Origin of the sequence: Aquimarina agarivorans (assembly GCF_000218485.1) — a bacterium.
Classification (GTDB): domain Bacteria; phylum Bacteroidota; class Bacteroidia; order Flavobacteriales; family Flavobacteriaceae; genus Aquimarina; species Aquimarina agarivorans.
Genome location: NZ_AFPB01000142.1, coordinates 85,660 through 98,128 on the forward strand (window position 1 = coordinate 85,660; position 12,469 = coordinate 98,128).

The 12,469-nt window shown below is 32.7% G+C and carries 11 protein-coding genes; 8 read left to right on the top strand and 3 right to left on the bottom strand.

The features are described from left to right. Nucleotides 1-159 precede the first annotated feature (159 nt). Nucleotides 160-1,218 carry a Ca2+-dependent phosphoinositide-specific phospholipase C gene (locus GMC_RS0108975; RefSeq protein ID WP_010521810.1) on the bottom strand — a complete coding sequence of 353 codons (1,059 nt, stop codon included), beginning with the start codon at nucleotides 1,216-1,218 and terminating at the stop codon, nucleotides 160-162. 241 nt (nucleotides 1,219-1,459) lie between these two features. On the opposite strand from GMC_RS0108975, the gene GMC_RS0108980 reads away from it, so the two are divergent. The 4 genes from GMC_RS0108980 to GMC_RS0108995 all read left to right on the top strand — a co-directional run bounded on the left by GMC_RS0108980 (nucleotide 1,460) and on the right by GMC_RS0108995 (nucleotide 4,661). Further along, a complete protein-coding gene (locus GMC_RS0108980) occupies nucleotides 1,460-2,047 on the top strand; it encodes a kinetochore Spc7 family protein (RefSeq protein ID WP_010521811.1) in 588 nt (195 codons plus the stop codon). A 69-nt stretch (nucleotides 2,048-2,116) separates the two neighbouring features. Further along, complete coding sequence (gene trmD / locus GMC_RS0108985; protein WP_010521812.1) at nucleotides 2,117-2,794, top strand: tRNA (guanosine(37)-N1)-methyltransferase TrmD; 678 nt, start codon at nucleotides 2,117-2,119, stop codon at nucleotides 2,792-2,794. Between the two features lie 256 nt (nucleotides 2,795-3,050). After that, nucleotides 3,051-3,869 (top strand): 3-methyl-2-oxobutanoate hydroxymethyltransferase, encoded by an 819-nt coding sequence (gene panB, locus GMC_RS0108990; RefSeq protein ID WP_010521813.1) that lies wholly within the window; start codon nucleotides 3,051-3,053, stop codon nucleotides 3,867-3,869. A gap of 396 nt (nucleotides 3,870-4,265) precedes the next feature. Further along, the gene (locus GMC_RS0108995) at nucleotides 4,266-4,661 is read left to right on the top strand and encodes a DUF2452 domain-containing protein (RefSeq protein ID WP_010521814.1); all 396 of its coding nucleotides are present in this window, start codon (nucleotides 4,266-4,268) and stop codon (nucleotides 4,659-4,661) included. Nucleotides 4,662-5,071: 410 nt separating this feature from the next. Here GMC_RS0108995 and GMC_RS0109000 read toward each other — a convergent pair whose 3' ends face one another. Next, entirely contained in the window at nucleotides 5,072-6,178 is a 1,107-nt protein-coding gene (locus GMC_RS0109000) for an OmpA family protein (RefSeq protein WP_010521815.1), read from the bottom strand. Between the two features lie 300 nt (nucleotides 6,179-6,478). Between GMC_RS0109000 and GMC_RS0109005 the strand changes: the two genes are divergently transcribed. Both GMC_RS0109005 and prfB read left to right on the top strand, forming a co-directional pair. Beyond that, a complete protein-coding gene (locus GMC_RS0109005; RefSeq protein WP_010521816.1) occupies nucleotides 6,479-6,802 on the top strand; it encodes a YegP family protein in 324 nt (107 codons plus the stop codon). A 56-nt stretch (nucleotides 6,803-6,858) separates the two neighbouring features. Further along, a protein-coding gene (gene prfB, locus GMC_RS0109010) for a peptide chain release factor 2 (protein ID WP_138940597.1) occupies nucleotides 6,859-7,966 on the top strand; the annotation gives its coding sequence in 2 pieces (ribosomal slippage) (nucleotides 6,859-6,921 and nucleotides 6,923-7,966; 1,107 coding nt in all). A gap of 83 nt (nucleotides 7,967-8,049) precedes the next feature. On the opposite strand, the gene GMC_RS0109015 is transcribed toward prfB, so the two are convergent. Next, nucleotides 8,050-9,474 (bottom strand): DNA/RNA non-specific endonuclease, encoded by a 1,425-nt coding sequence (locus tag GMC_RS0109015; RefSeq protein ID WP_010521818.1) that lies wholly within the window; start codon nucleotides 9,472-9,474, stop codon nucleotides 8,050-8,052. A gap of 180 nt (nucleotides 9,475-9,654) precedes the next feature. Here GMC_RS0109015 and GMC_RS0109020 point away from each other — a divergent pair, with 180 nt between their 5' ends. Then, the gene (locus GMC_RS0109020) at nucleotides 9,655-11,283 is read left to right on the top strand and encodes an acyl-CoA carboxylase subunit beta (RefSeq protein WP_010521819.1); all 1,629 of its coding nucleotides are present in this window, start codon (nucleotides 9,655-9,657) and stop codon (nucleotides 11,281-11,283) included. A gap of 269 nt (nucleotides 11,284-11,552) precedes the next feature. After that, nucleotides 11,553-12,401, top strand: coding sequence for an RICIN domain-containing protein (locus GMC_RS0109025; RefSeq protein ID WP_010521820.1), 849 nt, complete (start codon nucleotides 11,553-11,555; stop codon nucleotides 12,399-12,401). The last annotated feature ends 68 nt before the right edge of the window (nucleotides 12,402-12,469 follow it).

Here is a 12,469-nt window from a genome sequence, read left to right on the forward strand (position 1 = left end):
AATAAAAGACTGCTATTTCAAGCAGTCTTTTATTTGATTCAGTATTTATTCATAATTTTCAAACATTACTATATTTTATGAATTTAAAATTTGAATAAAGTAACAGCAAATTCAGGTTACCTGCTGTAATCTTCTATTCTTCATTTCAACTATTGAATCCTACCTACTCAAAAACTTTCCATTTTCATTAACTACTGCCCACTTGTGATTATTTATTTTATCCGTTGAAATACAATTAACTTTTGCCATAATACTATTACTAAAATTTTTACTTGAATTGGCAATATATACGCGTGTAAGCATTTTTTTGGCTGCAAACCTAGGAATTACTTGTTTCCATTTATTAGTATTTTTTGAAAAAATATGAAAATTGAATATAGCAATATTTCCTTTTGTAGGAGGAAACACATCAGTCCGATCGGCAGGCATTTCCTTCATTGTAAAACATAATCTTTGTGATCTCAGATTTGTTTTTGAATAGCGCGTTCCCCAACCAGAATTTCCTGTAAGCACAAAAATAAACTTACCTCTTAATTTGTTTACTGAAGGCCATCCGTAGGCTGAAATATTTTCAACTAGTGACACCCTATTGTTTACAAACATTTCTCTCGGTTTATACACTAGACTTTCATTAAAATAATTTTTTAAATATACATCTATCTGATCATGAAAATTTTGGTATCCGCCATTTTTACTTTTTACATCTAATTTTACCATAACGGGGTGGTGATTTGGTGTTATATTATGCCAATCCAATAATTCGCTCAGGTATCTTGAAAATTTTGGGCCTGTATTCGTTAAATGATTTACAGTCCAAAGTCCAGCATCTACTCGTCCATTTTTAATTGGTTTTGTGTGTCTCCAAATATCAAATTCAAGCCCCATACAATTTCCATTATAACTTGTTTTACCATTTTTTTTATAATGTGTAAGCTGCTGAGCAATGGATTCCCTACGCTCATAAGAATTGTGCGATCCTTTAAATGATATTTTATTGTACGGCACGTTTTTATTTGCCGGACCAATTTTAGCACCCAAATTAAAGTGTTCATTTAACTCTACCGAAGGTTCTGGAATTAAATCCGTTTTACTAAAAAGATCATCATCAATCTGTTGAACTGAATTTACTTGTTCATTTTTGTCTGTAATTGCCTCCTTCTCACATTGAAAAAACATAAAGACAATACTAAATAATCCTACTAATTTTAACTGTTTCATTATATGTAGTTGTTGGTTTTAAACATATACCAAACTACTATGAGTGTAAAAAAATATGATTAAGCTAAAATGAAGGTTTGTTCATTAAAAGTAGCTTTATTTTAAGCTAATATTATGTATATCCTCTTTTTATTAAAAATCGTTTATACTTAATTAATAAATCAATGCGTATTATATCAAAAAAACGATAACTTTTTTTACTTTCGTTACCTGAATAAAACACAAATTACTCAACCACCCAATGCGAATTCATTTCACTATAATTTTGGTTATCTCATTCATTATTTCTGCAGTAGCGCAAACTGATCAAGAAATACTTGAAAAAAAGGACAATACTATAAAAGGTCAATTTGAAGAGTTGCTTAAATCCTCAAATAATTATAAAGATTTTAAAGTCATTAAACGTCAAAGTTTTATTATTTTAAAGAAAAACACCTTAGATAGCTTAAAAGGTATTGAAAAAGAATTAAGTGTTGCTCAATCTAAAATTACTGAACTTAAAAAACAAATTGATATTACTAAGACCTCATTGACAAGTACCAATGAAAAACTTGAAACGGCTACAACTGAAATTGATTCTATTTCGGTATTAGGGCAGCAAATTACAAAGCAATCTTTCAAGTCCATCACGGGCGGAATTTTTATTGGTCTTTTAGCGCTTCTTGCTTTTTTTATTTTTAAATTTAGAAGAAGCAATACAGTTACTAAAAATGCTATAGCATCCTTAAATGATGTTGAAAAAGAATTTGAAGATCACCGAAGACGTGCTTTAGAAAGAGAACAAGTAGTCATGCGAAAACTTCAGGATGAAATTAATAAGCATAAATAGCAAGGTCTTTAGTTAATTTTTGGTTTTCTAAAATTATTTCTTTCCATATTTGCATAAATTTATTTCAACATGCGAATAGATATTATTACCGTTGTACCTGAAATTATGAAAAGCCCCTTTGAGGCTTCAATAATGAAGCGCTCAATTGAAAAAGGACTAATTGACGTACATTTTCACAATTTAAGAGATTATGTTACCGATAACTACAAACAAATTGACGATTACCAATTTGGAGGTGGCGCAGGTATGGTAATGATGATTGAACCCATTGATAAATGCATTAGTAAATTAAAATCTGAAAGAATATATGACGAAGTAATTTATATGACGCCAGATGGAGAAACTCTAAATCAAAGCATGGCTAACGGTATTTCACTTAAAAAAAATATTATTATACTTTGCGGACATTATAAAGGGGTGGATCAAAGAGTACGCGATCAGTTTATTACTAAAGAAATTTCCATTGGTGATTACGTCCTATCCGGCGGTGAACTTGGTGCTGTAATTTTATGCGATGCTATTATAAGACTAGTGCCTGGTGTGTTAGGTAATGAAACTAGTGCACTAACCGATTCATTTCAAGATAATTTACTGGCACCACCTATTTATACGCGACCTGCCGAATACAAAGGATGGAAGGTTCCAGAGGTATTAACTTCAGGAAATTTCCCTAAAATTGAAGCTTGGCGCGAAGAACAAGCTTACTTGAGAACAAAGGAAAAACGTCCTGATCTTTTGGAGGATTGAAAACTTTATACCGTTTTTAGCATTGAGTTTCCCATGTAATTTTTAACTGGTTATTTTGCTATAAGATAACATTGAAACTAAAGCGATGCTTGTATTTTATTTCTTGTTAAAACAAAAAACTCCTAATTTTGATTTGAGTAATTTTAAAAACGAATCAATATTAAATTTTAAAAATTTATACCTCCTCAAATATTTAACCGCATTAAAAATATAGTGGAGACTATATTTTTACTTAATTTTACTCTAAAACCACTTTATGTCAGCATTAAACAAAGAATACAAAAGAGTCACTGTCAAAAGCCTAGTTGAAATGAAATCCAACGATGAAAAGATTTCAATGCTAACCGCATACGATTATACTATGGCAAAAATTGTAGATAATGCTGGTATCGATGTTATTTTAGTGGGTGACTCTGCCTCAAACGTTATGGCGGGGCATGAAACTACTTTACCTATTACTTTAGATCAAATGATATACCATGCCAGCGGTGTAGTAAGAGCTGCTAAACGAGCTTTAATTGTAGTAGACCTCCCTTTTGGAAGCTACCAAAGTGACCCAAAAGAAGCATTGCGTTCTTCAATTAGAATAATGAAGGAATCAGGAGGACATGCCGTAAAGCTTGAAGGAGGAAAGGAAATTAAAGATTCCATAAAAAAAATATTAAATGCAGGGATTCCTGTCATGGGGCATTTAGGACTAACTCCACAATCCATATACAAATTTGGTACTTATACTGTGCGCGCTAAGGAAGAGGAAGAAGCTGAAAAGCTAATTCAGGATGCCTTATTTTTAGAAAAATCAGGATGTTTTGCCATTGTTCTTGAAAAAGTACCTGCTAGTTTAGCTAAAAAAGTTGCTTCAAAATTAACCATTCCAATTATTGGTATTGGGGCAGGAAATGGCGTAGACGGTCAAGTTTTAGTATTGCATGATTTATTGGGTATGACCCATGAATTTAATCCGCGCTTTTTACGACGCTATTTAAATTTACATGATTTAATGACTGAAGCGGTAGGAAACTATGTAAAGGATGTAAAAGCTGTTGACTTCCCAAATGAATCTGAACAATATTAAAGAAACCTTGCTTAAAATATTCTAACGTTTGTTAAAAAGCTTAGCCTTTTAGAAGTAGAGATTTATGAATACATTTTTTACATTTAGTTAAAAATATAATCACGCTATTTCATTAAGCTGGTGATTAAAAACAAAACCATAATATAATCAAACTTATATTATGGTTTTGTAGACCAAAGAGCGGCTCATTATAACCTGCTCAAGCAAATGCAAGTACAACTACGCTTCTAAATCCCCTACTCCTTCCAGTTGTTAATTTTTTTTTAGCGTTTAAATTCTTAATAATTGCAATATTTTACCTTTTAAAGCTGATTTTAACTTATCGAATAAAATTAACATTAACATCTTTTAACACTTGATAGTTGAAGCTTCAGTATTTTTACAAAAAATATGTATATGAGTAAAAAACCTGATCAGGTTGTTTTTGACAACGAATTGCAAGCTTATAATGCTAAAATTACTCCGTATGCTACTAACATCGGTGCTCCTAAAATTGAAGTTAATGACATTACGCAATGGAAAAACAATACAGTAAGCAAAGTAAATCATCAGTTGAGCGCAAAATTTAAAGAAATACAAGATGAGTATGAAAAATTAATGCAACAGTACGAATATAACAAACTGATTTACGAAGCAAAATTTAGCTTTGAACCTACTATAGGAAAAATATATCACCTATACAAAAAAGAGGACGAAAGCACTTTTCTTTCGTTACTTGCTCCCAATGAATGTAATTTTAATTACATAAAAAGCTTTCGTTTAAACGCTGATCAAATTTGGGAAACTGTTTAAAAAAGTATCTAAATAGACCTTAATACCCAATAAATATTCTAAAAAGCTAATTGAATTAAATAACTTTAATAAAGTACGCTAAATAATATTATGATTAACCCGTTTTGCATTTGTCACTTGGTTCATTTTTTAGATGATCATTGGAAAATGAACAATTGTTTTCTGCAACTGAATACTAAATTGTAATTCTTAACGGGGAGGTACTGTTGTCTTCTACTTTTAAATTTAAAGTATCTATTATTCTTTAGTATTACGCTTATATATGATATTAAGGCATTTTTTTAAAAGCAACAGAATACATATTTGTAATTAAGTCCAATGAAACAAATGTATATACAAAAAGACCATCTTTAATACAGACGGTCTTTTTGTTATAAAATCAAACTATTTATAATAGTAATATATTTTTCTTAGTCGTTATTAATTAAACGGAATTCAGTTCTTCTGTTTGCAGCATGCTCACGCTCAGTACAAGAAACTCCATCCTTACATCTGTTTTTAAGTCTACGTTCTCCGTATCCATTAGCTACTAAACGGCTATTATTCACACCTTTTGATATTAAGTAATTCACAACTGATTGTGCTCTTCTTTCCGATAAAGATTGATTACTAGTGGCACTACCTCTGGAATCTGTATGTGAAGCAATTTCCATTTTTGAACCTTGATTATTAGCCAAAACTGGTAATAAACGCGTATCAATTAAATTTTTAGCTGTCGAAGTTAATGTAGCAGAACCTGTATTCCAATTAATTGGCAAGGCCGAATATTCAACCAATTTACAATCAACTTCTTTCCAAGTTGTTAAACCTCCTTTTTGAGTCTGTACTTCTTTAGATACAGTTTTAAAAGTTGCAGGGATTACATCTTCAGTTGTAGCTGCATCAGTATCTAAAACCGTTTTTGTTATATTAGCGTATTCAGCAGGAATTTCAATTTCTTCGACTCTTGCTGGTGTAGCTACAACTCTTTTAGTATAAGATCCATTTTGAGAAGCTATTGGTGATCTGGATACAGAGGCATCATTAGCCAATGTACGTACTGATACCGTTGTATATTCAGCAGGATACCCTTTATAACACCAGTAACGGCAGTCATTTGGATTGCTAGACGCACAATCAGGCGCAGGTGCACCAAGTTCCCATTGAGCGTAAGCTGCTTTTACCTCAATAGTTTCTGAACCACTTCCAAAAGATGCTGGGGTTACAGCTAATGTAGAGCCTCCTTGTTTTTTTACATAAGTTACAGTTTCTGTTTTGTATGTAGCCGGAATAACTTTTAATTTTTTGCTCGCTTCCTTTACTAATACTCGCTCAGTTACAGTTTTATAAGTTGCTGGAATAACCTTTAGCTTTTTGTACTCTGGGCTCACTTGTACTTGCACTGTTTGGGTTTCATAAATATCAGGAGTTGTACAACGAACATAACATTTTCCTGGCTCTGGATTAGATGGTAAATCCTGCGCTTGAGCAACAATACCTGTGGCTAAGGCTGTAATTGTAAAGATAATTTTTTTCATTGTTTTAGAATTTAATAGTGTTGATCTTGATAACTAAGTTACAAAAAACATACTTTTTATGTTAAATTTAGATATCTAATTATTTTAATTGTTCTTTTTTTCGATGAAACAAATAAAAAATAGGTCAAAAAACAAATAAACAATTCAAAATAACTAATCAGATTTTAATTTATCCAATTAAAAACCTAATATTAAGACAATTAAATATTAACGAATACATATTTTAACAGGAATAATTATATTTTTCTTACAAGTTAGTTTGTTGTTTGAAAACTAAATTGAATGTATTAAATTTGATTAATGTTCTACATTGAAAAAGACCAAAACGATAATTATGTTTTTCATCTTAAAAGTGATGACAAACATACTATAGCATCAAGTAAACCTTATAGTGATTTGTCTGCAATAAATAAAGAAATTGATTATGTAGCGCAAAACACAAATTTGGATAGAATTTATGAACGCAAAACCACGAAAAACGGTCAATTTTACTTTAATATTTTAGATCAAGAATTACAAACCGCAGCAGCCAGTCAACTATACAACTCAAAGGCTGGACTTGAAAATGGGATAAAAGCTGCTAAAGAATTTGCAAAACAGCATCAAATTAAAAAAGTATTTTAGTTAGGTAGCCTCATTTGTATTTGTATTTTTGTCGAAGTAATTAACCACTACTTATTATGATAAATCAAGATACTATTTTAGATCTTAGAAATCGCCTGGTTGCGTTAAGGAGGTATCTTTGACGTTGATGCCAAAAACATAGAAATTTCTAATCAAGAAGAAAAAACTTTTTCGCCCGACTTTTGGAACAAACCTAAAGAAGCTGAGGCACATATGCGTGTACTCAATAATTTAAAAAAATGGGTTAAAGATTATGAAAAAAGTGAACAACTTCTTGAAGATTTGGAAGTTCTTTTTGAATTTTTCAAAGAAGGTGACACCTCTGAAAATGAATTAAATACACAAGCAAAACTTACTACTACACATATTGAAGATTTAGAATTCCGAAATATGCTGAGTGAAGAAGGTGATAATTTGGGAGCCGTATTACAAATTACTGCGGGTGCCGGTGGTACTGAAAGTTGTGATTGGGCACAAATGTTAATGCGTATGTATGTCATGTACTGCGAAAAACAAGGCTTTCCAATTAAAGAACTCAATTTTCAACAAGGTGATGTTGCTGGTATAAAAACAGTTACACTAGAAATTGATGGAGAGTATGCTTTTGGATGGCTTAAAGGTGAAAATGGCGTGCACCGTTTAGTACGTATTTCCCCATTTGATAGCAACGCTAAAAGGCACACTTCATTTGCCTCAGTATATGTTTATCCATTAGCTGATGATTCTATTGAAATAGATATAAATCCTTCGGAAATATCATGGGAAACCATGAGATCTTCTGGCGCTGGCGGACAAAATGTAAATAAAGTTGAAACTGCCGTTCGATTACGTCACCATCCTTCAGGGATTGTAATTGAAAATTCAGAAACGCGATCACAATTGGATAACAAAACAAAGGCTATGCAATTATTAAAATCTCAGCTTTATGAAATTGAGCTTAAGAAAAAGCAGGCCATGCGCGATGAAATTGAAGCTTCTAAAATGAAAATTGAATGGGGTTCGCAAATAAGAAATTATGTAATGCATCCTTACAAATTAGTTAAAGACGTTAGAACAGCTGAAGAAACTGGAAATGTAGAAGCTGTAATGAATGGCGCTATTGATCCATTTTTAAAGGCTTTTTTAATGGCTACAGGTCAAAAAGACACTGAAGAAACGCTTTAATTACATATATTTTTACAAAGAACTAAAAAGCATTGGAAACACTAGCTGTTTCCAATGCTTTTTAGTTTAATACTGAGTCTAGCCTATCTGCCAATTCTAGCTTCAAGTACGTTTTCAATACTATTCGGAATATTTTCAAACAAATCATATCCAGTTAAGGATTCTATTGCATTTACCGATGTAGTAAAATTTCTCCAATTGGTACTTATTCCTTGATCATTGGGTACGTTAATTGCTATAATTCTAGTAGATGTGGTTACCCGATTGATGTCATTGGAACCATTTGGTAATATTAAAGCCACTTTCCAAAAAGAATCTGGAACGGTGATATTCCCATTACTAATGGTAGTATTAAACCCATTTTTACCAACTCCTCCCCTTCCTGCAACACCTGAAATTATATGAATTTCATTACCATTTGTTGTTAATGAACGTAAGTAATTTTCAAAACTACTCCATGATCGTTGGTTATTATCCGCTGCTTGCGGTGCAATATTAGTCATAAAAAAAGTATTGGAATTATCAGTTCGACTATCATTTCGGTCGGCAGAAGGGCAAATATGCCCTCGGTCATATCCTGATCCTCTGTAACTGGTATCACTTGCTTTAAAAAAACTACTTGGCAATATTGCATCTTGTCTAAAACAATTACACCTTCTGCTTGATCCTGTCCAAGCGCTACTTAAATGCCAACTCACCCAATTGGCAGTACCACGACTATTGTTGTAGGACATGGTATATTGATTTCTGGATAAAAAATAATTATTAGCGCTTGAATTGTTAGCGTTTGATGGATTTCCAAAGGTAAGGTTGCTATCTCTACTAGCACTACCTGGCTGTGGCTGAGGACTGCCTCCTCCTCCATTCCCATCAGTAATCACCTCAACATTATCAATATTAATTCGGTTGGAACCTCCTCCAGTTTTATAAATTCCAAAGCGTAAAGGCCTTGTTTCATTAACAGTTATTGTAGTGGTATTTAAAGTTGAAGAGCTTGTTGTAATAGTATTTCCCATAAAACTCCAATCCCTACCATCGTTAAAGGAAACAATCAGCCTCCAGGTGGAATTGTTATCGGATCCAAATTTGGAATGCCTAATTCGTATGGCGCTTGCTCCATTATTCATATTGAACGACATAAGTAAAAATCCCTCGTTTCTAATTCTTGCGGATTGTTTTCCGAATTTTATGTCCGAAGATAAATCCCCAAGCAAAGCGTCATTAAATTGCCAGTTCCCTGAAGCTAAATTTACGGATGCATTAGCATAGCTTGATTTTGATCCATTTTCAAAGGTTTCCGTAAAACCAAACACTTTTTTTCCAAAATTATGATCATGCGGACCTTGATTGTCATAATTTGAAATTTCAGCATCAATTTCACCATTAATAATTAATCCAGCGGAATTCCAAGTTCCTTCATTCAATTCTGTTTCATCAACAGCACAGCTCACCATGCTAAATAAGCTTACAGCTATGATTCCTAAATGTTTAAAATTCAATAATTTCATGTATACCTAATTTGAGTTAAGCACATGAAGTTACTTGTCACTTCAAGTAATATCGTTAAACAAAGGCTATCCTATTATTAAAAATCCATTACCAAAATCGTATAATTATCAATTATTATTAAGCTAAGATTATCAAAAGCAAACTACCTTTTTGTAATTTCGTTTTTCAAAATTTTAACTATGGATTTAACTTTTAATAAAAACGAAGATCATAACCGACAACTCGCATCTGAATTAAGGAAAAAAATTTCTAAAGTTGCATTAGGTGGAGGTAGCAAACGTATTGAAAAGTTACATAGTAAAGGCAAAATGACGGCTCGAGAACGCATTGACTACTTACTTGATAAAAATTCCGATACAATTGAAATTGGCGCCTTTGCTGGCGAAGATATGTACCAAGAGCATGGGGGTTGTCCGAGTGGTGGCGTAGTTGCTAAAATCGGCTACATTAAAGGTAAGCAATGCATTGTTGTTGCTAATGATGCCACTGTAAAAGCAGGGGCTTGGTTTCCTATAACTGCAAAAAAGAATTTACGTGCGCAGGAAATTGCTATGGAAAACAGACTGCCTATTATTTATTTAGTAGATAGCGCCGGCGCTTATTTACCACTACAAGATGAAGTATTCCCTGACAAGGAACATTTTGGGCGTATTTTTAGAAATAATGCCCAAATGAGTAGTATGGGTATCACCCAAATTGCTGCCGTTATGGGCAGCTGTGTAGCTGGTGGTGCTTACCTACCAATTATGAGCGACGAAGCTTTAATTGTTGATAAAACAGGAAGTATTTTCCTTGCGGGAAGTTATTTGGTTAAAGCTGCTATTGGAGAGGATATTGATAATGAAACCCTAGGCGGAGCTGCTACACATTGCGAAATTTCGGGAGTGACTGATTACAAAGCTGAAGATGATAAAGATTGCTTAGATAAGATTAAGAGTATTGTTTCTAAAATTGGAGACTATGACAAAGCGGGTTATAATCGCACTACTGTAGAAAAACCTAAAGAAAAAGAAGAAGAAATTTTTGGCTTACTTCCTAAAGAAAGGAACAAGCCATATGATATGCTACCTATTATTGAGCGATTGGTTGACAATTCGGATTTTGAACAATATAAAGCTGATTATGGAAAAACAATTTTAACTGGCTATGCCCGTATTGAAGGTTGGGCAGTTGGCATTGTAGCCAACCAACGTTTAGTTACAAAAAATGCAAAAGGCGAAATGCAGGTTGGTGGCGTTATCTACTCCGAATCTGCAGACAAAGCAGCGCGTTTTATAGCTAATTGTAATCAAAAGAAAATTCCAATTGTTTTTTTACAAGACGTTACTGGCTTTATGGTAGGAAGCAAAAGTGAACATGGTGGCATTATAAAAGACGGAGCAAAAATGGTAAGCGCTATGGCAAATAGTGTGGTTCCTAAATTTACAGTAATCATTGGAAATTCATACGGAGCTGGTAATTATGCAATGTGTGGTAAAGCGTATGACCCTAGGTTGATTTTTGCTTGGCCTAGCGCCGAATTAGCCGTTATGGGAGGCGCGCAAGCTGCCAAAGTATTGCTTCAAATTGAAAAAGCATCATTAAAAGCGAAGGGAGAAAAAATTACTCCAGCTAAAGAAAAAGAACTTTTTAATCAAATAAAGTCGCGCTACGACAAACAAACTTCTCCTTATTATGCCGCAGCGCGTTTATGGACTGATGCTATTATCAATCCCTTAGATACGCGCAAATGGATAAGTATGGGTATTGAAGCTGCCAACCATGCACCAATTGAAAAACCTTTCAATATTGGGATTGTGCAAGTGTAGTAATTAAAGCAATGTGTTGATTAAAATTTAAATACAATATAAATATATAAAAATCAATAATTTACAAGTAAGAAAAAACGTATAAATAATAGTACTATTATATTATTCATGTGGTTTTGACTTATTTTTATGTAATATTGACTGTGACACATATGCGCCTAGTATAAACAATAATTATCATTTTATTTTTTTTATAATTTTTAACGTTAATTGATTTATTTATTAAGAGCTTTAACTTATTAAATCAATTAACTTTATAAGAAATTATTATGAAAAAAATTAAAAAATTTTCCACCCTATTATTTTTAATAGTTACTACTTTGGGATTGAACACAATTTATGCTCAATCAGCTTCTAACATGCAATTTTCAATAAATAATGTTGGTACTAATCAATTAGCATCAATAGAATTTGAAAGATTTGTCAATTTTTTCAGCTCCGCAGCTGAATTTGCGTTTAGGCCTGCTTTTGCTGTTAATGACGGTTTTAAAGTTGATACTGCGGTATCTGATAGTGATCAATCAACAAGGGATTTTCAAAAATGGCAATTTATACCATTAGGAAACGGTGTTTATCAAATAGTAAATGTAAGATCAAGTAAAGCTGTTAATTTTGCGAATGCTTCATCAGCACCTACACAACAACTGGTTAACAGAAATGACCAAGGCCAACAATTCAGAGCTTTAAGGGTCAATTCTAATATTTACAGATTTCAAAATGTATTAACTGGTCGATTTTTAGCAGCAAGCAACACTGCGTTAATATTACAAACAAATCAAGCGAACAATACAGCTCAACAATGGAGAATAAACAATGTAGCACCATCAACATTTGGAGATCCAACTGAAGTTAATGAAAGTTTTATTGTGGCTCCGCTACCTGCTAATAATGTTACAACTTTATTTTTTAATAGCAATAGAGCTATACCAAACGGATCATATCGAATATTGGAAAGAGGCTTTATTCCAACCAATGTGAGTGGTCGTTTTAATATTAAGAGAGGTGAAAATTCCATAGAAATAGATGTTAGCGCTATTCCTGTTGGTTTTCATAGAGTGGATATTATTGATGGAAATGGAAGAAGAGTACGTTCAGCTAATTTAGCTATTGCAAGGTAGTTCTTTCTCTAGCTTAAAGCATTATACTGTTTCAAACATCAAATTACCCATTTAAAACCAAAGCTGAT

Excerpts from the sequence above, each read along its gene's own strand:
- GMC_RS0108975 (WP_010521810.1), bottom strand. The coding sequence starts at position 1,218 with ATGAAACAGTTAAAATTAGTAGGATTATTTAGTATTGTCTTTATGTTT.
- GMC_RS0108980 (WP_010521811.1), top strand. The coding sequence starts at position 1,460 with ATGCGAATTCATTTCACTATAATTTTGGTTATCTCATTCATTATTTCT.
- trmD (WP_010521812.1), top strand. The coding sequence starts at position 2,117 with ATGCGAATAGATATTATTACCGTTGTACCTGAAATTATGAAAAGCCCC.
- panB (WP_010521813.1), top strand. The coding sequence starts at position 3,051 with ATGTCAGCATTAAACAAAGAATACAAAAGAGTCACTGTCAAAAGCCTA.
- GMC_RS0108995 (WP_010521814.1), top strand. The coding sequence starts at position 4,266 with ATGAGTAAAAAACCTGATCAGGTTGTTTTTGACAACGAATTGCAAGCT.
- GMC_RS0109000 (WP_010521815.1), bottom strand. The coding sequence starts at position 6,178 with ATGAAAAAAATTATCTTTACAATTACAGCCTTAGCCACAGGTATTGTT.
- GMC_RS0109005 (WP_010521816.1), top strand. The coding sequence starts at position 6,479 with ATGTTCTACATTGAAAAAGACCAAAACGATAATTATGTTTTTCATCTT.
- GMC_RS0109015 (WP_010521818.1), bottom strand. The coding sequence starts at position 9,474 with ATGAAATTATTGAATTTTAAACATTTAGGAATCATAGCTGTAAGCTTA.
- GMC_RS0109020 (WP_010521819.1), top strand. The coding sequence starts at position 9,655 with ATGGATTTAACTTTTAATAAAAACGAAGATCATAACCGACAACTCGCA.
- GMC_RS0109025 (WP_010521820.1), top strand. The coding sequence starts at position 11,553 with ATGAAAAAAATTAAAAAATTTTCCACCCTATTATTTTTAATAGTTACT.